This is a genomic window from Salinivibrio sp. ML290, from assembly GCF_001995695.1.
Lineage (GTDB): Bacteria > Pseudomonadota > Gammaproteobacteria > Enterobacterales > Vibrionaceae > Salinivibrio > Salinivibrio siamensis.
The window spans coordinates 276,958-299,813 of record NZ_MUEY01000003.1 but is presented as its reverse complement, the minus strand read 5'-3'; the positions used below and the strand labels follow the sequence as shown (position 1 = coordinate 299,813).

Annotated in this window: 16 protein-coding genes; 9 read left to right on the top strand and 7 right to left on the bottom strand. The window is 49.5% G+C overall.

What is annotated here, in order from left to right:
• Positions 1-166 precede the first annotated feature (166 nt).
• The gene (locus BZG23_RS04980; protein ID WP_077606311.1) at positions 167-1,084 is read left to right on the top strand and encodes a LysR family transcriptional regulator; all 918 of its coding nucleotides are present in this window, start codon (positions 167-169) and stop codon (positions 1,082-1,084) included.
• Here the strand turns inward: BZG23_RS04980 and BZG23_RS04975 are convergent.
• Both BZG23_RS04975 and BZG23_RS04970 read right to left on the bottom strand, forming a co-directional pair.
• On the bottom strand, positions 1,081-2,139 hold the full coding sequence (locus BZG23_RS04975) for a hypothetical protein (RefSeq protein WP_077606310.1): 1,059 nt from the start codon (positions 2,137-2,139) through the stop codon (positions 1,081-1,083). The two genes, BZG23_RS04980 and BZG23_RS04975, sit on opposite strands and share 4 nt — an antisense overlap.
• A 124-nt stretch (positions 2,140-2,263) precedes the next feature.
• Positions 2,264-3,313, bottom strand: a complete 1,050-nt coding sequence (locus BZG23_RS04970) for a hypothetical protein (protein WP_046073393.1) — start codon at positions 3,311-3,313, stop codon at positions 2,264-2,266.
• 331 nt (positions 3,314-3,644) lie between these two features.
• Here BZG23_RS04970 and BZG23_RS04965 point away from each other — a divergent pair, with 331 nt between their 5' ends.
• The 3 genes from BZG23_RS04965 (at position 3,645) to BZG23_RS04955 (ending at position 7,330) form a co-directional block, all read left to right on the top strand.
• Positions 3,645-4,424 carry a transcriptional regulator gene (locus tag BZG23_RS04965; protein WP_077606309.1) on the top strand — a complete coding sequence of 260 codons (780 nt, stop codon included), beginning with the start codon at positions 3,645-3,647 and terminating at the stop codon, positions 4,422-4,424.
• 308 nt (positions 4,425-4,732) lie between these two features.
• Positions 4,733-6,220 carry an aerolysin family beta-barrel pore-forming toxin gene (locus BZG23_RS04960; RefSeq protein WP_077606308.1) on the top strand — a complete coding sequence of 496 codons (1,488 nt, stop codon included), beginning with the start codon at positions 4,733-4,735 and terminating at the stop codon, positions 6,218-6,220.
• Positions 6,221-6,358: 138 nt separating this feature from the next.
• Complete coding sequence (locus tag BZG23_RS04955) at positions 6,359-7,330, top strand: ABC transporter substrate-binding protein (RefSeq protein WP_046073390.1); 972 nt, start codon at positions 6,359-6,361, stop codon at positions 7,328-7,330.
• Between the two features lie 10 nt (positions 7,331-7,340).
• On the opposite strand, the gene BZG23_RS04950 is transcribed toward BZG23_RS04955, so the two are convergent.
• From BZG23_RS04950 to BZG23_RS04935, 4 genes are all read right to left on the bottom strand, one after another.
• On the bottom strand, positions 7,341-7,895 hold the full coding sequence (locus BZG23_RS04950) for a sugar O-acetyltransferase (RefSeq protein ID WP_077606307.1): 555 nt from the start codon (positions 7,893-7,895) through the stop codon (positions 7,341-7,343).
• A 203-nt stretch (positions 7,896-8,098) separates the two neighbouring features.
• Positions 8,099-10,534 (bottom strand): M9 family metallopeptidase, encoded by a 2,436-nt coding sequence (locus BZG23_RS04945; RefSeq protein WP_077606306.1) that lies wholly within the window; start codon positions 10,532-10,534, stop codon positions 8,099-8,101.
• Positions 10,535-10,655: 121 nt separating this feature from the next.
• Positions 10,656-12,458, bottom strand: a complete 1,803-nt coding sequence (locus tag BZG23_RS04940) for a Na/Pi cotransporter family protein (RefSeq protein ID WP_241837178.1) — start codon at positions 12,456-12,458, stop codon at positions 10,656-10,658.
• 192 nt (positions 12,459-12,650) lie between these two features.
• Entirely contained in the window at positions 12,651-14,657 is a 2,007-nt protein-coding gene (locus BZG23_RS04935) for a M4 family metallopeptidase (RefSeq protein WP_077606305.1), read from the bottom strand.
• A 249-nt stretch (positions 14,658-14,906) separates the two neighbouring features.
• Here BZG23_RS04935 and BZG23_RS04930 point away from each other — a divergent pair, with 249 nt between their 5' ends.
• From BZG23_RS04930 to udp, 5 genes are all read left to right on the top strand, one after another.
• A complete protein-coding gene (locus BZG23_RS04930; protein ID WP_158011358.1) occupies positions 14,907-15,701 on the top strand; it encodes a DUF2927 domain-containing protein in 795 nt (264 codons plus the stop codon).
• 138 nt (positions 15,702-15,839) lie between these two features.
• On the top strand, positions 15,840-16,256 hold the full coding sequence (locus tag BZG23_RS04925) for a CBS domain-containing protein (RefSeq protein ID WP_046073384.1): 417 nt from the start codon (positions 15,840-15,842) through the stop codon (positions 16,254-16,256).
• A 475-nt stretch (positions 16,257-16,731) separates the two neighbouring features.
• On the top strand, positions 16,732-17,958 hold the full coding sequence (gltS, locus tag BZG23_RS04920) for a sodium/glutamate symporter (RefSeq protein ID WP_077606303.1): 1,227 nt from the start codon (positions 16,732-16,734) through the stop codon (positions 17,956-17,958).
• A gap of 167 nt (positions 17,959-18,125) precedes the next feature.
• Positions 18,126-20,441, top strand: a complete 2,316-nt coding sequence (locus tag BZG23_RS04915) for a zinc/cadmium/mercury/lead-transporting ATPase (RefSeq protein WP_077606302.1) — start codon at positions 18,126-18,128, stop codon at positions 20,439-20,441.
• A 222-nt stretch (positions 20,442-20,663) separates the two neighbouring features.
• A complete protein-coding gene (udp, locus tag BZG23_RS04910; RefSeq protein WP_046073381.1) occupies positions 20,664-21,428 on the top strand; it encodes a uridine phosphorylase in 765 nt (254 codons plus the stop codon).
• A 100-nt stretch (positions 21,429-21,528) separates the two neighbouring features.
• Here udp and BZG23_RS04905 read toward each other — a convergent pair whose 3' ends face one another.
• On the bottom strand, positions 21,529-22,698 hold the full coding sequence (locus tag BZG23_RS04905; protein ID WP_077606301.1) for a Card1-like endonuclease domain-containing protein: 1,170 nt from the start codon (positions 22,696-22,698) through the stop codon (positions 21,529-21,531).
• Positions 22,699-22,856 lie beyond the last annotated feature (158 nt).

Genomic DNA, 22,856 nt, shown 5'->3' with positions numbered 1-22,856 from the left:
ACCGTTCTGATAACCAAACGGTTTGTTGTATGAAATCTAAAGATATGATGCGAGCTGACGTTGATAGCATCCAATACAAAAAAGGTTGGCTTTGATATCGAAAAGATATGGCACATAAAAAACGTGGTAAAATACTGAATATCAGCGACTTCTCAGAGGTAGAGTCATGGAGCTAAGGTATTTACGGTATTTTGTAACGGTGGCAGAGTGCCGACACTTCACCCGCGCAGCCGAAAAATTGGGCATTGCGCAACCACCACTGAGTCAACAAATTAAGAAGCTAGAGCAAGAGGTGGGTGTGCCTTTATTTGAACGCTTATCCCGCGGGGTGGCGTTAACACCCGCTGGTCAGGTGCTTTATGATGATGCGGTGAAAATCTTGGCGCAGTTGGATCACGCCGTGCAGCGGGTCAAACAAGTGGCGCGAGGAGAGCGGAATCAACTACGGCTTGGGTTTGCCAGCTCGACAGTGGTGAGCCAAGCCGTGTTAGAACTTGTTCGGCGATTACAGCAAGCCCATCCAGAGATTGATTTTCAACCAATAGAGCTGCCCATGCCTTCTTTGGTGGAAACCTTGCGCCAGCAGGATGTCGATCTCGCCTTTCTTCGCCTGCCGTGTTATGCCAGTGAACACGTGGCGCACACGCCGCTGTTTCCTGACCCATTTAAGCTAGTGGTGCCCGCTAATCATACCTTTGCTAAGCAGCAAAGCGTGACGTTGTCACATTTGGGAGATGATCCGATTATTCTGTTTCCGCGTGATATTGGTCCGGGATTACATGATGCTTTGGTGGACGCATTAAAAGGAGCAGGACTGGCACCATCAAATGCTTCGCTAGCGCCGCAATTGCATTCGGCAACAGCGATGGTGTCAGCGGGGTTTGGGATTGCCCTAGTGCCTGAATCATTGACCACACAGCTGAGCGATCATGTCGCAGTRGTCGCGGTTGAAGATATGCCGTTAGTCAGCCACGTCGTACTCGCGTGGCAGCGCACCAATACCGCTCAGGGTGTGCGTCGGTGTATTCATACCGCACGTGAACAAAGTGAACGGTTAGCGTCAGAGGCCTTCATGGGCGACTAAGATTGCTGAGCTGCACGTTGCAGAAATTCCAACTGCATTCGCTCTTGCTCACTCATTTGATAGGGCTCGTCGGATAACTGTCCGGTGTCAAAAACACCGAGTGAATAATGATCCTGTGGGCTGATGCCAAATTGTGCCCGCTCACCGGGATAGCCCGACATACGCTCAATCACCACGTCTTTCAGTTGCCATTCATCGCCATAGCCACGCATCGAGGCTCGAAAAGCGCGTAGCTCTAGCGTTTGCTCGCCCTCACTGAGGCGTGTCTTATTGGTTAATACCGCAACGGGTTGATCGTCAGCAGTAAATAGATTAGCACGTACCCGATAAATACCGCCTTTGTCGATATCCAAAACGAGCGGGATAACCATATCCGGCCCGCGGCCGAAAACTGGCTTCACCCCTTTCACTTCCGCAATGGGCTGATAAAGACGAAAGTCGGCGGTGAGCACATCGTCGCCCCCATCAAAACTGAGGGCTGCTTTAAGGCGAAGCTCGACAGGCCAATCGGCTTCGGGCTCAATGCTCCACTGTGTATCTGTGACATCGAGGTGGGTCAATTCCCGATTAGCCTCGACATCGATGACCGACAAAGTCGCGTGATTAAAAGAGGCAGGGGTGACCAGTGAGGCTTGGATATTTTCTGGATAAAAGTAGCGGTATTGGTTGAGCTTTAGTGCCGCTTTCACTGAGCCATCGAGAATTGGTATTGGGGTCGAGATATGTTGATTCCAGTGTAAATACGGGCTTTGTTTTGATGGAATGGGGATCGAGTAGCTGGGGTGCTGGATTTGTTCTGCATAATCGGCGGCAATGTAGCTCAGTGTCGGCGCCATCGAGGTTTTCATCACATCGGGCTCGGCAGGTTGAGCTTGTGCTTTGTGGCGCGTGGTATCAGAAAGGGAGGAGGCGGCTTCACGCATATTCGGGGGCGAAGGTGTGTGGCCACGTTCGGTCGTCGTTTGATGTGTCAGCGTGTCTGGTGCATCTAGCCATAAATACGCTGTCGTTCCCATTGATACGACCAAGGTTACTGCGAGCAGCAGTCTAGTCATAGTAATCCCTAATTAATGTGTTACAGCCACGGTACCACAGGAAAGAAAAGCGAATAAATCCAACCTGCTGCCCTTATCTCGATGAAAGGGCAGCTTTGTTAATCACGTCACAGCCTGTCCGAAATCATTGTGGGAGAGCATGAACCAGCTCCGACAAGGTGTCACGGTCTGAATCACGGACATAACGGTACTTCTTACCAAACCAGCCATCTTCGTCAATGGTCTCGACAGCGATACGAGACTGATCGCCGAGCTTAAGCTCAGGATCGGTGGCTGTTACTTTGCCTTTATGCCAAGGATTAAAGATAGTCAGATGGCTATACTTATCGCCCATCAATAGCGGGTAGTGTGAGGGCATAAAGCGTCGAACCCCTTTGTGGACATAATCTAATTGGCCATCAAACTCAATGGCGGTTGAACAACTATCAAATGCATCGACATCGGCGGCACCACAGGCCGAGTGGGCGGCGACCACGCCATCGTCGCTGCCTGGTATAAAGGGTGATGTCGCCCCTAAGAAGTCAGAGCCATTGCCCACGAAACGAATACGCGGTACACGGTTATCAGGCCACATGGCGAGTTGGCGCGCGTTTGCCACTTTCAAGTCGTTCAGTACGCCGATATTGTCTTTGCTGGGGAGTTGTCCCATCCACAGTGACACGGCTTTTTTCATCGCATGATTTAGCCAACCACCACCTTCAGCAACATTCACCGCGATGTTGGCCAGTTCAACGCCGCCGCCTGCGCCTGCAAAGTCAAAGGTGCCGACAATGTTGAGTGGCTCGAGCCCTGCGTTATTCAGCCAGTTTGCTTGGTTGTCTAACAGGTAGCGTGCCACCAAGTCGCCGGTAGAGTGGGTCACTAAAATGCAGCCGGACAGACAGGTTTTTTGCTCGGAAAGCGTTTTTAATGCAGGCCATAGATAGTCTGATGCAATCTTTCCTTCGATCCGCTCGTGAGCGGGCCAATCGACACGGGCATCAGCATGCTGTAACCAGTAGTTTTGCCAGTAGTCTGAACCATCTACGGCTACTTGATCACGATCTGGTCGGCTTTGTAGTTGATCGGGTTGAAAGCCATGGATTAAAACGACTTTGTAGGGTCCTATGGCTGCAAAACTTGCAGCAGAGAACAATGCAGAGAGGATGAAGAGTGTTTTATAAATATATTTCATTATTGTTGCCAACCTGTTTTGAGTAAACACTCAGTATTTATAGCTGATTATAAACTCATTGCCATAGTAATAAATGGGTCAGCAAAAGAAAATTTAAACGAAAAAAAGAAGAAAGCACCCTATCCATACCCTTGTTTTGTATAGTAAATGACCGTATTTTGTGTGAAGAGACATCAGCTGAACCCAGTATTAACCATATATTCTAAGGGGTTAATATTTTTATGAATAAACGGGTTAATCACATCATTTCTTGAAATGTGATCTTGTTTCTAAATAAAACGATGTTTATCGCACTAAATAACTGATTGTTTTATTATTAAAAGAAAAAACTATGATTTATTTCGACAATGTCGCAAGGAAACTCCACAACGATCACAAGTCAACTCGAATTGGATTTCGCGAGACGCTTGTCCTTGAGTGCCTTCTGCAGCACGCACCGCAAGCCGTCAGTAAGCAGACGCTGATCTGTTATAGCTGGGGGAGTGAGTACATTGGTCAGACGTCGCTGGCTAAATCAGTCAGTGCTTTGCGGCGCGCCTTGATCGCAATAGGTGCAGACGCTTCATTAGTGGTCACGGTCCCTAAGTATGGCTACCGATTAACACAAGGCATGATCGCTCATCATACCGCTGAGCCCGCATGTAGTGAGGTGGATGACGTTACGCCATTACCTCAACCTTCCCTCCCTCAAACAGGGCGATCCTCACACCCTCAGCCATCAAGTCCGGCTCAGCGTAAAGTGCCTCTCTACCGGCAGTGTTTGTTGATTGCGATAACACTATTGCTGTGCGTGGCAACAAGCGTGTTTGTGGTTGGAAAAATGAATGGATGGCGGTGGAGTGATTGGGTTCAGCGAGGAGGGTTAAATCAAAAGCGTGTTGGGGCGCTTTACGTGTTTTACCCGCCCGGTAGTGAGCTCGGCTTTTCTATAGAGCAATTTTTAACTCATAGCCAGTGTAACTGCCTTGTTTATATTGAAAAAAAACACAAGTACTCCACCTTTCTTTTTGTTTCAAAGCAGACCCATCGGAGCACTTTTATTCGATACTCTCCGCTCAATATTATTCATGCGACACAAAAAATAGATGAATTTCTTCAGCAGGAAAAATAATACGCTAGATTCATAAGCAACAACTAAATTTATTCTCATGCCTAAACATGATGTTCTTGATAGGCCAAAAAATAGAGCCTTAACTCTATTTTCATCGCCGGCTTCCTCCTTTCTATTATTGAATGAAAATCACATTGAATATTTGGTGTTTTTTTGAATGCCTAGCGGTAACTTTATGAAGTTTAGGAGGAATTAATTTCAACGCTTTTCATTATTTTTTATTGAACCGTTATGAAAGGGTAAGGGCTGCGACGACCATGACAGTCGCACTATGACTCTTATTTAAGGTTCAATAAGGAATACGTCAAATGGCTAATACAATACGTGTAACGGCGCTCACTGTGTCCAGCCTATCAGTACTGGTTTATGCTGGGCTCGCGCAGGCAAATATTTATCCTGATCAAATTGTGCTCGATAACTTAGGTGATGACCAATGCCGCGCGAATTACCGCCCCCTTACTGCCGATGAAGCAAGCACACATCGTCATTTTCTGATGGATCGCATGGGACAGTGGCAGATTTCCGGCCTAGCAGGTGATTGGGCCATTATGGGCAGTGGATACAACGGTGAAATCAAGCAATACGGCCAGACGGCCGATACTTGGTGTTATCCAGAAAACGATGAGGGCGAAATTCCTCATTATGCTGCCAAAAGCATCCCTGAGGGCACAGAACTTGATATCCAGTATGCACTCGTGAATAACCGCAGTGAGTTTGTTAAACCACTGAGCTATCTCGCGCATTATCTCGGTTATGCATGGGTAGGTGGCAACCACAGTGACTATGTCGGTGAAGATATGGACGTCTGGCGCTCAGGTGATAARTGGCATATTCGCGGTAATAATGACGGGGGCTGTGATGGCTATCGTTGTAGTGATAAGACCACTATCACGGTCGATAATTTTGCTTATACCCTCAATGATAGCGATTTCCGGCACGGTGATGTGGTCGAGTCTGATCGCCAGTTAGTTAAAACTGTTTCCGCGGTAGCACGGAATAATACCGATATTGATCAACAGGTTGTGGTCGATCTTAAAGTCGATGAATCCACCAGTTGGGAAAAAACCAACACCTATGGCTTTTCACAAAAAGTGGAAACTGAAAACAGTTTTGATTGGCCGCTGGTGGGTGAGACCAAGTTAACCATTTCTTTTGAGGCAAACCAAAGTTTTGCCAGCAGCAATGGCGGCGCGAGCAGCGAGCAAGTGACCTTGCAAGCACGTCCTTTCGTCCCAGCACACTCAGAGATCCCTATCCGTGTTGAGTTATATCGCTCAAGCATTTCGTATCCTTATCGCTTCGGCGCAGACATCAGTTATGACGTTAACTTTAACGGTTTCTTGCGCTGGGGCGGCAATGCATGGCACTCCCATCCAGACAATCGCCCTACACATGACCATACCTTCACCATGGGCCGCAGTAGCCAGCCGTCTGCCGATATTGCCTATCAGTGGCATCATCGTTATATCCCAGGTGAAGTAAAATGGTGGGACTGGAGTTGGGCCATTGAGAAATACGGCCTACAGAGTATGCAATGGGCAACAGGCAAAAGCTTACGTCCTTTCTACTCCCACGTATCTGGCGATTTCTATGCAGAGTCACAATACGCGGGCACCATCGAAGTCGGACAAGCGAAGTCGCAAACCTCTCGTCAAACGCGCAGTAAGCGGTCTGCGACGCCCATGGCAAGTCATGATAGCGCAAATGGGGTGGAGCTCATTTCCAACTTTGATTCGGATGAGTTGGCCGCACTCKGATTTGAAAATGCTGAACTGACGATTAAACCCGCTCAGTAAGCCGAAAAAGCAGGCAATCAGCAAACGTGCCGCACCCAAGAGGTGCGGCTTTTTTTCATGTGGCGGGTGGGGGAACGTCTCACTTCAAAATCTTGTTCTACAGTTGTAGAAGGTTGAACTCGGCGTCAAGGAGCCATAATGAAACTCTATTTACAAATCCTGGCCTTCTATTTGATGAGCGTTGCACCCACTTGGGCTGCCGATGTACTGCTGGTTCAGAGTTATCATAAAGAATACGGCTGGGATGAAAGCTATATCCGTGGGCTTGAAAGTACGCTTGGCGATGATGTGACGCTACATACTTTTGAAATGGATACTAAGCGCTTACCCAGGTCTCAGTTTGACGCGCAAGCAGATAAAGCGTTGGCGCTTTATCAAAAGATTAGCCCCGAGGTCGTTGTTCTTGGAGATGATAATGCGTTGAGCCATATGCTGCCGAGACTGAGAAACGAAGATATCGATATAGTGTTTTTAGGTATTAACTCCAATCCACGTCGATTAATGGCGAAATACGCCGGTACGGCGCGAGTCACTGGTGTGTTGGAGCGTCCCTTGTTTGCTCGCAGTATGAAAGAGATGAGCGAATTATTAGGGAAAGATCAAATGAAGGTAAAAATCCTCTTTGATGCGGGCACCACGGCGACGATTGCAACCGATCACATCGCCAACCAATATGAAGATTTGAAACAACAGCTGGGTATCGATGTGACCATCGAAAATCACCGCTTGTTTTCGTCTTGGAAAAACTCAGTAGAGCAATCCGATGATTACGACGCGATTGTGGTTGGTTTATACCAAATTATCCGCAATGAGTCGGACAAAGTGGTTGATGCCAATAAAGTGCTCTCATGGACTAATGAAAACAGTGAGACACCTTTGTTTGGCTTTTGGGACTTTTCGGTCGGGAAAGGCCAAACTGCTGGCGGGGTCGTGCTATTTGGCGAATCCCAAGGTATACAAGCGGGCAAATACGTCAACCGCGTGTTGGCGGGTGAAGAAGCCTCGGAAATTTCGGTTATTCATGGCAAAAAAGGGAGAGCCATTTATAGCGCCACAGAATTTGAGCGCTGGGGGCTGACTCCTCCGACACATTGGCGAAATATCGACTAGTTTGTCTGTCTCACTTGCCATTGAGCGTTTTTATATAGTGAGCGGGTGTGCCACCGTAAAGACTGTCAGGTGGCACGTCTTGTTTCACCACGGCGTTTGCTGCAATGACACTGCGTGCGCCGATCGTCACGCCTTGGCAGATCACCACATTGCCGCCAATCCACACATCGTCTTCCACCACGATGGGTTTGCACCAGGTCTCCCACGAGCGGCGGCTTTGATAATCGAGAGAGTGGGTGGGAGTGTAAAACTGGGTATTGGGGCCAATCAGCACATGGTCACCGATAGTGATCGGGGCGCCATCGAGCATAGTGACATTCATGTTGATTAAGCTATTGCTGCCAACCTGTATGGTTTCGCCAAATTCACAATAGAATGGCGGTTGGATCACCGAACCTTCGCCGATAGCACTTAATAACTCGCGCAGCAGTTGCTGCCTTGTCGTCGTCTCTATTGTTTGATTGAATGCCAGTAAGGTTCGTGTGGCATGGTCTCGCCTGATATCAATGGATCCATCACTGTCATCGAAGACAAGTCCTTGGCACATTTTTTCCCATTCGGTCATGGTTTCTCCTTATTATTCGTGAACAGTGATACAAGACCAGTCATGACGGCATTATCTCAGTTTGTGGGAGCGTGAAAACAGAAATCATTCCTTAAGCGTTTTTCCTCTTTCTATTATTTTCCTCCTCCTATGGAAATCGAACAAAAAAGCGCCACTCGGCAGTGGCGCTTGGTAGCATTTTTTTAGTGCTTAGTGCTTAGCGATCAGCGAAAGTAAACACGCACATCGGTTTGGCTTCGGCTTCCATCACCCGTGAGCAGCAGGTGCAGACGTTGCTGATCACGTAAATCGACCTCGATATACTGGTTGCTGCCCGGCACGTTTGAAACGGCTTGATTTTGTGCTTGCGTTGGCCAGTAATCCTCGGCGGCGAATACGCTCAGATCGCCCGCGTCACCATCCGCCATGACCCACACTTGTGCTTTGGTTGCGCCTTCAGGCACATCGGCATACAGGTAACGACGTTGATAAACGCTGATGCTATTGGGGCTCGCGACGTTAAGCTGAGCCGGGCGCAAGTCATCGGTGCCAGCCGGTGTTTCAGGCTGTGGCTCTGGCGTTGGCTCGGGATCGACTTGGCCTTCCGCATTTACCGCGACGGTGACATCGGTAAAGTCTCCACGTCCGGTGACACTTAAGGTATAGCGGCCTGGTTCTACATCATTAAGCGTCACGGTTTCATGACTGGTTTGGTTCCACTCGGTGGCATCAAAATCGTAATAGTGTGCTTGACGACCTTTCGCCACGTAGAGATCCGCGTTTCCTTGTCCGGCAATGCTAAATGTAAGCGCATTGGCAGGCTGGGCAATATCAATCTGATACAGGTGCTCATTGTACGCTTGTCCACTAATGGTGACCGTTTGTCCCAATGATAGCGTTGTTACCTTTGGCTGCTCTGGCTCGGGATCAGGGTCTGGACGTGGTGGTTCACCGCCACCGGTATTATCCAAAGTGTTCAGCCACTGCGCAAAGGCCTGGTCATAACGATGGCCATAGTCTTTGACTAAATTTGCCCACTGCTCGAATTTCCCGGTGCGCCCGGCTTCAACCAAGGTTTCTACAGCATCTGGATGCTGTTCAAACAAGAAGCGTACCGCCAAATAGCCCCAGCGATACACACGATTAACATCATCTTGGTAAGTGGTGGCAAAGACTTCACTGAGTGAATAGCCGCCTTCTTTACCCAAGCGTATGGCGTCGGCATAATCATCGCCATGGGCCATATACTCCGCAAAGCCTTCAAGCCACCACACCGTATGACCGTGGCGAAGTACGTCGTTGAAATCGCCGTACATATTAAAGCGCCCATCCAGATAGTGAACGTACTCGTGCTCAAGGTTCCAAATGGAAAGCGATTGGCCATTATCATTACGGTACGCGATAAAACGAGCTTGGTTATCTGGATCGGCAGGGTTACCTTCTAAGTATTGGCCGCCATTGTCCGTCGAGTTACCAAACAAAAATGAGGAATAGGTTTTGTAGTCGGACGGGTTATCAAATACCACGACTTCAACACTGTCGTTTAGATCATCGGCGACGGCCTGATAGCCTGAGTTCACGGTTTGATGGAAGGCGACTTCTTTTTGATGCAGGCTTTCGCATGCTTGTTGCGATTGGGCTTGTGTCATGCTTTGTGAGCGAATGATCGCCGGGCCTTCACATTGGTGGCGGTAAGGTACTACTTTGGCTTCCAGTGTCGCTTTGGCGTCAGACAGACCTAATTCGGTCATTTTATCGGGGGCGTAAGCATCCACCATTTCTACCATGCCTACCCAAACCGCGTCGTTTTTGCCGCCCAGTGGGAAACGTGGTAACAGGTCGCGATAATGACTCATCACACGATCTCGCACGCTGGCTTGTGGCGCCATCAATAGCCGCCCCATTTCACGGACGGTATTCGACACCAATAGTGCACCGTGCTCGCTGTTGGACAGTTGTGGGTTATCCAACACGAATTGATAGAGACGGTCAATCAATGAGAGATCGGCAGCAAGCTCGTCATAAAAGGCCTGACGTGATTGGTGGCCTGCCATGGCACGGAAAAGGTTATTCAGTGCATCCACGTAACGGCGTTCATGTAGGCGATCTTGCCTGAGATTTTCAAGCAGTTGAATTTGTAGATCCAAAGTTTGCGGTAAACGCTTGATGCTATCGGCCATCAGCGTTAAGCCATGCAAGGCATCGGTTTGGGCGCTACCTTTTGCCGTTGCGTAGGGCGAGCGCAAAAATGTGTTGATGGCATCAGCAAGGCGGTCGTCTAGTGCGTCCGAAAAGTCGGCGTTCGCTTTATCACTATAAAAGCGAACATAGTAGGCGGCGCGCACATACTCGGCTAAGTTAGCAATTTGGCGGGCTTGGCTGTCATCCCCTTGATAATTGGCAATGGTCTGCGCGAGGCGCTGCGTCACTTTGTTTACAAAGGTTTCTTGGTAGACGTTGTGATATCGAATAGACGTGGTGTCGTACCAGCTGGTAAAGCAACTGCGTTCAGCGCTCATAATGGCTTGGAGCGGTGTGTTACTGGCCGCTAAATCGGCAATATCACATTGAGCATCAGCCCATGCACTGGTGCTACTAAAGGCGGCAAGCGCAATGAGTGCCGATAGAGTTTTGGGTCGGGAAGGAAATAGTGTATACATTTCAAGCTCCTAGATATGATTAGGCGGAGCCGTTATAACGATTTTCCCGACACTATTGGTTTAATAAGCCTAAAAATTAGGGCTTGGTTCCGTTTTCTTTTTAAAGTCTGCTAGTGACGTATCACTGCGGGTCTTTTTCTCGCAGGTGTAGTTTGGCGATCCGTTTCGTCACTGTATACACGCGCTTTAGCGATTCGGTCCACTCCATCTCGATACTAAAAAGTTGCAAGCGGTTGGTGTCATGCTCTACCAAGCGCTCGGCTTGATGGGCAAGCACTTTATCCAATAGCGCGTTAAGCGCACGTTTGGTATGCAGTACTTGTTTCGCGCGTTTATTATCACCACGTCGAATGGCATTCACGCTATCTAGCAGCGCATGTGTGACTTTTTCTTGAATATTATCAAGGATTTCACGCATCTCATCACTGATATCGATCTCAGCATGCAGTGATTTATCCATGATGGGCACCAAGGTGTCTTCAATCAGATCAGCAATGCTCTCAAGCTGATCGGTCATGCTAATTAGGGTGATCTGTCGGTCACTCTGTGCTTGTGTGAGAGGCTCTTTACGCAATCGRCCGAGATAAAAAAGCACATGTCCGTGCAAAATATCGACTTGATGCTCAAGCTCATCGATTTTCTCTAACGCATGAGTGGCCGCTTCTCGCTCTTGCTGGGAAGCTAATTTTGAAGTGAGAGGCGGGAGTGCATTCATCATATTGCAAACTCGGCGTCCGATGCGTCCAATCTCGAGCTGGGCTTGATCCATGGCAATATCGGGTGTCATCAGCAGTTCTTTGGAGAGATATTTCGGCGAAACAATAGGTTGTTCACTTGGTGCAGGCTTACGAGTTTTAGGGATGATCTTCTTTGCAAGCCAAACAAACCCGCCGATAAACGGCAACATGACAAGTGTATTGACGACGTTGAATAGGGTGTTGGCATTGGCAATTTGACGAGGAAGTTCAGCCCCTAAGCGTTCAACGCCCGTGAGATCAGGATGGCTCGGCGACAGTGCGACGCTCCAATCACTCAAAACACTAATCAATGGAAGCCATATCAACACCCCGATAATATTAAACAGAATATGCACACTGGCGGTTTGTTTGGCCTCCCGCGATTTACCGATAGCGGCGAGGAGGGCGGTCACACAGGTGCCGACGTTGGCGCCCATTGCGAGTGCGATCCCGCTTTCAAGCGAGATAAAGCCTTGCCCCGCGAGGACGATGACAATCCCGGTTGTCGCAGATGAAGACTGCACTAATGCGGTAAACAAGGCCGCAAGTAAAATGGCAAAAAAAGGATTGTGCATTTTCGCCATGGCATCAATAAATGGCTGATAATCGCGCAGAGGCGACATTGCCTCACTCATCACATTCATCCCTGTGAAGATCAACCCCAACCCGAATAGCATTTTACCGTATTGCTTGGTTTTATCGGCTTTGGCTGTAAATTCAATTAAAAAGCCGATAGCGACCATCAGATAGGCGGCTTGAGTGATTTTAAAGGCCACAATCTGAGCGGTAATGGTGGTCCCGATATTGGCCCCCATGATCACCCCAGTTGCTTGCGCGAGCGACATTAACCCTGCGGAAATGAAACCGATGAGCAATACGGTGGTGACAGAAGAGGATTGAATGGTGGCTGTGACTCCCGCGCCCGTTAAAACACCGGCGACACGGTTGGTGGTGAGTTTGGCGAGTAAGGATTTGAGTCGGCTTCCAGCGGCGTTTTTCAGCGCATTAGACATTTTTTCCATGCCATATAAGAACAGCGCTAAGCCACCGAGCAGCCCCATCAACATGGTGAGGGTGTGGAGCGAAGACGCGTCCGTGTTCGCTGCCCATGTAAGGGTGGGGAGTAGAAATAAGACGGTGGCCAAACAGCGCCATTGCCATGTATTACTCAACGCGGTTAGTCGCATTTATCGCCTCTACATTGCTAGATTATCACCAGTAATCATTAACATAGATGCAATAAAACCGTAATGCGAGCGGCGCGATGACGTTGCGCGAAGCATTGACAGGAATAATCGCTAGGGGATCACACTCTTGGCGTAACGTGAGGAGGTGTTAACTCAAAWAAAGCGGCCGAGAGAAAGTCGGCCGCAGAGAAGTTAGCCTTGGCAGCTGCCTTGATACTGCCAAACCCATTGGTTAGTGAAAGGGTCTATGCCCCAGTTGTCTTGCGTGGCCTGGAATAGATGCCCTTGATACTGAACGGTGACGCCTGCTGGATAATAGTTGTATCCACCCCAAGTCGGCATATTGGTACAGCGGTTGGTATCTACCCCGCGATCGTCAAGGCGTGCTAACACGTTGGTCGCATAATCACGCGCCCCCACGACAGTGACGTACAGATCCATGCCCTGAATTTGGCTAAAGCCACAGTACTCTTCGTTGCCCGCATTCGTTGAGGCGCAGTCGTTATCATTGACGGTTGCAGGGCGACCTACCGCGGCATATAAATCTACTTCGCCGTGACCACGATAGGTTTGCAGCCAAACAGTGCCGCGAGGCGCATTGTGTACCACGAACTGGTAACCAGTGCCCGCGGGCCCTTGGATTTGCACGGGCTGATCGAGTGTCAGTGGCAAGATTTCTGGATCAGGTTGTGGCTCTGGGTCTGGCGTAGGGTTGCCTCCCGTTCCTTGGCAACCTTGGGTTTGRATGCCCACTTCTGCAAAGGCTTGGCTTACTGCTCCGGCTGGGTAGTTTAATGCTTTGGCCGCTTCGCAAATGCCTTCCGCGCCTTGCTGGAAGCTGGAGTTTGGGCGCCAATAAAGCTGGTTTGCTGTCGCAAATGCCTTAAAGGCCTTTTTGATATTCCATTGATCGCTGGTGGCGAGATGATAGAAAGCTTTGTTAAAGATGCCAGAGCTAAAGTGCACATCGATGCCAGAGTAATAGCGGTTCACATGACCAATTGAGCGTCCATCTTGGCTTGGGTTGATGAAATAACGCATAGCTTCGCTATGTTTCATCACGTCTTCACCCATTTTCCAGTTAAACTCACCAAATACGTACTGTCCCAAAGCCGCTGCGGCGACATCCGAGAAAGACTCATTCATCCCACCGGACATGCCTCGGTACTCAAGCCCTGAGTTTTGCTCGGTAAAACCATGGCTCACTTCGTGAGCAATGACATCCCAAGTGGTTAGGGGATACATGCTGCGATTACCGTCGCCAAAGGTCATTTGCCTGCCATCCCAAAAAGCATTGCCATAACCTTGGCCGTAGTGGACGCGCATGGTGAGCTTTTGTCGAATCGGACGTATACCGAGCCAGTCTTGGTACATATCAAATACTTTCTGGCCAAAAAACTGCGCATCATTCATCGGCGCATACGCACCGTTGACTTGACGGTAGGTGTTTTGTGGGCAATTGAACTGATGGACTTCTCCGCCCCATTCGCGGTTGTTCATGTTTAATGTCACCACATTCGGGCTATCCATTTGGCAGTCGCGGTTGACTTGAAAGCTACCTAGTTCGGTATTGGGACCAAAGTTAAATCGACCGCTCTTTTGGTTACCGCCGGGCCCTCCCGCTTCTAGGTGCGCGATGCCCTCCCAGCTATCGAGGATCTCGCCAGACTTAGCATCAACAATTTTCATCGGACGCGAAGGGTGACCGTTGTCGCTGGCAAGGTAGTCAACTTTGTAGACTAGGCGCGCTGTTTGTTGTTTATCCAGCCAGACCAAGAGTTCTGTGTTCGCATCGGCTTGGTGAAAATGCCGATTGCCTTGGCTTGTTTGACCTTGTGCAATTGCAATGGCCTGCTGCTGATTAATCATCGGTAGCGTACCACCGATATCTTGCTCGATATCAGTGACAACGTCACCTTTTACGCTGGGCGCGAAGCCGCGTGCGGTGGTGTTTTCGACCACCGAATAACCGTAAACGGGAACGCCATGATGCAGCTGCTGCTTGCGCACCAAGGCTTTATTACCCACTTGTAGGCGTGATTTTTCACGAAAGCTTAGTGCTGGCGATGATGCCGTCATTGCGCGTGACTGATCATGGTTTAATGCCGCGCTCAAATCTAAGCTTGAGGCATCGACCACATTGGCAGCCTGAGCAGGTATCGCTAATGGAAGGGTTAAAGCGAGTAGCGTTTTACGCATAGTTTCCTCTTCATACTACAACGAGTTAAAAATCGTTGGTTACTATCCATAGTGTGCGTCTAGTGGGGTTTTTTAGCGGTGAGAATGAGGATTTGGTTCAAAAAATGTCTAGAAAAATGGAACTGATATTAGGTTTTTACGTTTTATGCACAAAATAAAAGACAGCGCTAGGGATTGTTAAAAAAATGATTCAAGCGTTGCACTTTCGCGACTATGCTAGCTAAGGGATTCGATATCGGGAGTAATACTGTGAGTCACTCATATTGGCGGCTTTTTCAGCGGATGGTGTTATTGGCCTTGTGCTTAATGGTGACGCCTGTAATGGCCAACCAACGGGCTTGGCAGTCGCCCGATTATATTGTCGACGCGTTTTATCGTATTGCGTTTAAAAGTGAGTATGTGCAAGGTGAGCAAGGCGTCCGCAAGTGGGAAGGCCCGATCCGTTATCATGTGGCGCACCCAATCAACGAGAGCCAGCTGCATGATGATCTTGTCACATATCACGTTTCACACCTCGAAACGCTAACTGGCATCGACTTTATCCCCACCGACATTCCGCAGCGCGCCAACCTCACCATCATGTTTACTAATCACGACCGCTTTTTAGATGATGCGCGCAAGCAATTTGCCAATGCGGATGTCTCCCCGTTACAAGATGCCGTTTGTGCTGCCAATTTTAGAGTCAATAAGCATGGTGCGATTCGTTATGCAGCGGTCGTTATTCCCGTTGATTTGGCGCGATCCAAGGGGAAGCTCGTGGCCTGTGTGGTGGAAGAGTTGACCCAAGTGATGGGACTGCCTAATGACGATGACCGGGTTTTTSCATCGATTTTTAATGACCGCACGCCACAGCAGCTTTTGACTGGGCTGGATGGCTTACTGCTAAGATTGTTGTATCTCGACGAGATAGAAGCAGGGCAAGATTGGCAAACGGCGCAAGCTATCATTCGGCCTGTCGTTGAAAAGTGGGCTCGTGATGGCACCATCGAGAATGCACACCGAAGTGTAAAAACCGGTGAGCTTTATCGTTTACTCGGCTGGTAGCCCACCTATAGAGCGAGCTATTTATCCATTGGTTTGCTCAATAACACAAATTGTTTAAAGTGATTTAGACATTTCGCCAACTTCGACAACACTTAAAGTACTGGACAACAGATTGTCATGACGATTAAGGGAGGCGACATGGAGTCGATCACCGTTAAAGATTATATGAATAAACGCCCGGTAACCTTTTCACCGGATATGCCGCTTTCCAGTGCACTGGAAAAACTGCTCCGCAGTCAGCAGACCGGTGGACCTGTGGTGGATGCTAATAAGCGTTTGGTTGGTTTTATTTCTGAGCAAGATATGTTGCAACAGCTATTGCGCGACAGCTATCACTGTCAAGATTCACACGCCGTGGCTGATTGCATGACCAGTAATGCCTTAGCGGTTGAATCTGAGGATAGCATTATCAAATTGGCTGAAATGATGGCGCCGACCAAACCTAAACTGTACCCCGTGGTCGACGAGGGCAAGTTGGTGGGTATTATCACCCGGCGGGATGTCTTGAGAGCCATCAGTATGCAAATGGGTGAATGTCTTACCCATCCTGTTTGAGGTTTGTTAATTGCGCACCTTACAATCGGGGTAAGGTGCGCCCATTTTAGTATTGATACCCGCGTCGCTTCTCTTGCTCTCTCCTCCTACCTTACGACTATCTCGCCGCGCTTTATCGCTGCCCAAGTACAAAAACCGAACGAATTGTGGTTGTTTTTCATTCAGTCTTATGTGCTGGTAAGTCAATTTTAATCCTGCCTATTTAAGTAGTTACTTGCTATATGACGATATATAGTTCGATTGTTGGTGCTTGTTTTGCGTTTTTCTGCTATTGTGCCGCCCGTTGGTAGCGGGCAGTTATCGCGAGGTTGAGGCGTAAAAGAGCCCAAGCGCGGCAGCAAAACGATAAGCAGGATGCTGGAGTATCGTGAAGTGTGGCTAACCCGTATTGACGTTAATGTGAACGTAAATGAGGTAAAACAAAGGTCAAATTAAACAATCAGGGAGGATGAGGTGAGAGAAACAAAGAGGTTATATGTATCAACTCAATTCAATTGGTGCGCTAGAATCATTCCTGATTGCCATCGGTGTCCTTTTTTTAGGCCATTTTGTTAATTCAAAAATTCCCGCATTGCGCAAGTTTAATATCCCAGAACCGATTGTGGGCGGGTTAATTATTGCGTGTGTTATATCTGTATTACATTACAACGGTATCGATTTTAAGTTTAGTCTGCCACTAAAAGATACGTTCATGTTGATGTTTTTTGCTACCGTTGGTCTGGCAGCAAATTATAAACAATTGGTAAAAGGTGGTTTAAAGGTATTTTGGTTTCTTGCCATCGCATCTGTGTACATCATTATACAAAACGCCATTGGTGTCAGTTTTGCGTCGATGCTTGGCTTGGATCCTCTGATGGGGTTGGTAGCTGGCTCTATTACCCTGTCCGGCGGGCATGGTACTGGCGCGGCTTGGGCACAGATATTAACCGATGAGTATGGTATTCAAAGTACCCTCGAAATTGCCATGGCGTCGGCAACACTCGGCCTCGTGATTGGCGGTATCATTGGTAGTCCAGTTGCTCAGCGTTTGATTAATAAACATCAGCTTGAGTCTGAATATGGGCGTGGCACCACAACACACGAAAAATATCCCGAGCTTGTGACTTACAATGAAAATGAAGAAGATAAAGTGACAGCGAAGAAAGTCATTGAAGTCTTATTTATTTTACTACTTTGTATTACGGGGGCTCGCCATTTATCTGAGTGGGTAAACGGGTTTAATATTGAATGGCTCATGGTGCCTGACTTTGTTTATGCTTTATTCTTGGGTGTGATTGTTACGAATACGCTAGAGGTCTTTAAACTTAGAAAGCTAGAGTCAGAAACCGTGGATATGGTAGGGACCGTCTCTCTATCTTTATTTTTAGCGAWGGCGCTGATGACGCTCAAGCTGTGGAACATTCTCGACTTAGCGGTGCCATTTTTAATTATTTTGGCGATTCAATCGGTGGTTATCGGTTTATTCAGTTATTACGTCACGTTCAAGCTGATGGGGAGCAATTATACAGGGGCCGTTATTGCTGGCGGGCATTGTGGTTTTGGCCTTGGCGCCACCCCGACCGCGGTAATGAATATGGGCTCAATTGTGAATCGCTTCGGCCCCGCGCCCCAAGCCTTTATGGTGGTGCCGATTGTGGGGGCTTTCTTTATCGATATTGTTAACCTCCTAATATTACAGGGCTATATTTTTATTATCCAATAGGCGCATTGCGCTCAGCCATCATGGCTGGGCGCATCTTTTTCCTGCTGTTGTGCGGCGTTTGGCAAAACAAATGAGAGTTGTTTCGATAAGCGCTTGACTCTGGAGTGGGCTCCAACCCTTATACTGACCACAAGATAATGACACAACGACCAAAGAAGGAGTCGATTATGTGTAAACATTGTGGACATCACCACTGTCATCRGCCACATCACCAAACGGTTTCTCAGTCTGCGCAGACGGTAACGAATAGCTGCCAAGCGTCGAGCTGCTGTGCAAGTCACCAAGACGGAGAGGGCAGTGCGGGCGATGACGATCCCGACAGGCCTCACACCTCGTGTAACGATACCTGCGAGAATGCATCTTCGGCGTCATCCCCGTCATGGTCCTCTGTAACCCATGAGTGGGGGGTGACTGGTATGGATTGTCCAAGCTGTGCTGGCAAACTTGAAAAGGCGATTCATGCCACGCCGGGTGTAGAGAGTGCACAAGTGCTGTTTGCGACTGAAAAGCTACGCGTCGCTTTGACTCACGAAGCGCCAACAACCGATACTCGCTCTGCGATTCAGCAAGCCGCGAAAAAAGCCGGCTTTCCGCTGGTTCCCTTGAATCAAACCGCCACTACGCCTTCTGGCTGGCTGAAATGGCGTGATGATGCTCTGCTGTTTGGCCTAATGGCCATTATGTTGGTGGCTTGGGGACTAGATTATTGGTCCGCTTCTTTATCCGATTGGTTGTTTACTGCTGCGACTGTAGTCGGACTGGCACCCATTGTGCTTAAAGCGGCTCGGCTTGCCCGCCAAGGATCGCCATTTTCGATAGAAACCTTAATGAGCATTGCAGCCATCGGGGCCCTGTATCTGGGAGAAACCACGGAAGCGGYGATGGTACTTGTGCTGTTTCTTATTGGCGAGCGGTTAGAAGGGTATGCCTCTACACGTGCCCGTGATGGTATCCAGTCACTCATGGCGTTAGTGCCAGAAACCGTGACGCGGATTGATCGTCATGGTTCGCGTGAGACAGTCGCGGCCAGTGATCTAGAGCCGGGTGATCGGATTGAAATCAGTGCCGGTGAGCGGCTCCCTGCGGATGGACAACTGATGGAAGGTGCCGCCAGTTTCGACCAAAGTGCGCTGACAGGTGAACCTATTCCCGTCGATATCGACGCGGGCGATACCGTGATGGCGGGCAGCTTGGCAACTGATAAAACCGTACAGCTGACCGTGACATCCGCACAGGGCGAAAATGCCATTGACCGTATTTTGCGTCTCATCGAGCAGGCCGAGTCGAAAAAAGCGCCGATTGAGCGATTTATTGACAAGTTCAGTCGCTGGTACACGCCGGCAATGATAGGGCTCGCCGCGCTGGTTGTGGTGATTCCACCCCTGTTCTTTGCCGCCAGCTGGCAAGAATGGTTATACCGAGGGTTAGCGCTATTGTTGATCGCTTGCCCATGTGCGCTCGTGATTTCGACACCTGCGGCGATTACTTCGGGGCTTGCCACCGCGGCACGCCGTGGCGCTTTGATCAAAGGTGGAGCAGCGTTAGAGACACTCGCCAGTATCAATGCCGTCTCATTGGATAAGACAGGTACCTTGACCGAAGGTAAACCCATGGTGACCGATGTGCGCGCATGGCACGGTGATAAGAGCGCTCTGCTTCAAGCGGCGACGGCGATAGAGCGTGGCAGCCACCACCCCTTGGCGAAATCCTTGGTGTTGTATAGCGCCGAGCGTGGTCTATCGGTACCGGATGCCTCGCATATTCAAGCGAATGCTGGTCGCGGCGTGCAAGGCATGGTCGAAGGACAGTTAGTCAGGTTGGTTGCATTGGATAAAGTGGCAGAGTCGACGTTAAACCACGCACAATATCAAGAGGCCCAATCGGTGGCCGAGCGCGGGGTGACGGTTGCGGTTGTGTTCATTGACGAGCAACCACAAGGGATGATCGGCTGGCGAGATACACTGCGACATGATGCGCGAGAAGCCATCGAGCAATTGCGCGCTATGGGTATCCAGCCTGTGATGTTGACCGGCGATAACCCGACCTCAGCCGCTGAAATTGCCCGCGAACTGGATATTGATTACCGCGCGGGGCTACTGCCGGAGAACAAGGTTGAGGCGGTAGAAGCGCTGGCGGAGCAATATCGTATCGCCATGGTTGGCGATGGCATTAATGACGCACCGGCCATGAAAGCGTCTCACGTGGGTGTTGCGATGGGAAGTGGTACCGATGTGGCGTTAGAAACGGCTGAGGCGGCATTGAGTCATAACCGGCTGGTCGAGTTACCAAGAGTACTGCAACTGGCGCGAGCGACCCAAGCAAATGTACGGCAAAACATTACGATCGCATTAGGGCTTAAAGGGGTGTTTTTGGTGACGAGTGTACTCGGTATCACAGGACTTTGGGTCGCGGTGCTGGCTGATAGCGGGGCCACGGCGTTAGTCACGCTGAATGCGCTACGCTTACTTCGTGACCCGCGCTAAAAACCAGGGCAAAGGCTGTCTGCTTTTGCCTTTATAAAGTGATAACGATCTCTAAATTCTGAAATCTGTAATATTCAATATGGTAATAGGTCGATGGTGGTCACACAAAAGGCGTAAAATTTGGGTATCCTAACCACATAACCAATAACGCGTTGATGCCTGCTCACGTAGGCATCACATTGATTCTAATGCGGATGATACCATCCAGCGAGGAGACGAATGATGTCTGATACCCCTGTATTTCACCTTGGCGTAACAAAAGCGGATCTTCAAGGCGCAACCACGGCGATTATTCCTGGCGACCCTGCGCGCGTAGAAAAAATTGCTAACTTGATGGAAAAACCCACGTTTCTCGCCTCACAGCGTGAGTATACCTTGTACCTCGGTTGGCTTGATGGCAAACCTGTGGTGGTTTGCTCAACGGGTATCGGTGGCCCATCGACCTCTATTGCGGTTGAGGAGTTGGCACAACTTGGCGTTGGCACCTTCTTGCGTGTGGGCACGACGGGGGCGATTCAGCCTGACATTAATGTCGGTGACATGATTGTGACCACCGGCTCTGTACGCCTTGACGGTGCGAGCACGCACTTTGCACCAATGGAGTTTCCTGCGGTGGCCGATTTTGACGTCGCCACGGCCATGAAGGCCGCCGTTGATGAAGATGGTGCGACGGTTCACACTGGCGTGACGGCATCCAGTGATACCTTCTACCCAGGTCAAGAGCGTTACGATACCTTTAGCGGCCGTGTTGTGCGTCGTTTCCAAGGTTCAATGCAAGAATGGCAGGACATGGGTGTGCTGAACTTTGAGATGGAATCAGCCACATTGCTGACCATGTGTGCGAGCTCCGGCCTGCGAGCGGGTTGTGTGGCGGGCGTGATTATCAACCGCACACAAAAAGAGACCCCAGATCATGCAACCTTGAAAGAGACGGAAGCGCGCTCGATTAAAGTCGTGGTAGAGGCTGCACGTAAGCTTCTGTCATAAGCGAGACTTCGTTATCCTACCCAAACGCGGTGCCCTCGGGCACCGCGTTTTTTTATTGCCGACCGTTTAGCGAACCTGTCCTATTGCTTCGCGCAAGCGATTAGCTCGTTCTTACCTCAATCGTCCCGCCCGCTGCGATAAACCAGTCATAAAGATGAGTACGCAGGTTGGCCAGTTGATCCGGGCCAATCAAGGCTAAGCCTAAATCGGTGGCACGGGTAATATCGTGATGCCTTAATGGACGGAAGCTCACCAACATCGCGCGCGCCTGCAGCCCTCCGAGCAAATCACGCAAGGACTCCAGCTTGTATAGGGTATCGTCGCCGTCGCTCGACATGCCTTTGGTTTTGCATTCAATAATATGCAGCTTGTTATTCACCACCATGGCGACATCTAATTCATTGCGCACCTCGCGCTCACCAATTTGGCGATATACCTGTAAAGAGAGGGCACTGTCTTGGATGGTGGGAAGCTCCTGTTGGATGGACGTGACAGTGTGGTGCACGTAGCTTTCTAGCCACTCCCCGTTGGCAAAACGTCGCGCTTCTTCACAGCTAAATGTCAGCACCCCTTGCTCATAACTGGCTAAGCCGGCATCCGAGAGGTCATCGAGAAGAATACCAAGCTCGCGATAACCTTGCTGCTTTTCACTAAGCGCGACGTCTAAACGTTGCTCTTTACGACACGTGGTTGCGAGGTAGTTCAAAGTGGCTAGGCCTGGACCGAGCTCATAGGCATTGCTGGCCCACTTTTCTCCTAACCGGTAAATGTCATTGGTTAAACAACCTGTGACTTGGTCATCTTGGTGCTCACAGCGTGCGCCGAAAATCGTTAAATACTCAGTGAGACTAATATGGTCTTCCACTTGTTGCTGGGGGAGGCCGTCAGGGTACAGCCAACAAAGCTCGTCGCTATAGGGCTCAATTACATAGCTGGGCCACTGATAGGTACGAAATACTTCATAAGCGGAGAGTAATTGGTGGCGCAGGCCACAGCTCGCATTAAAAAGGATGTCTTCAGAAGCGCTGCTGAGCTGTTCTGCCAGTTGTTTCACTTGGCTTTTTACTTCACGAATATTGATGTCGTCCGAGATTTCAAAAAACTCGGTTTCAATCCCCTTGGGTGCCAGCACACGTGTTAAACGCTCAAACTCCAGATCTTGCTCCAGTGTGCCAATGAGTATCAGCTTACTCACAGGCAATTGCTGATGTAAAACAGGGGTGACGAGACGGACGGGGTCAGAGTCGATGATTCCTACATGAATAGCCATAATTGCTCCAGGCGGGCTACGAGGCGGCATTAGGCCGCTTAATTATCAGTATAGTTGCCAGCCTCAACAGGTGGCGTAACTATTAATATCCGGCCTCACGGTCAGGCTTTCAACCATTCGCTGCGTAAATAAGTGTAATTTTACACAGCGCTGACGTG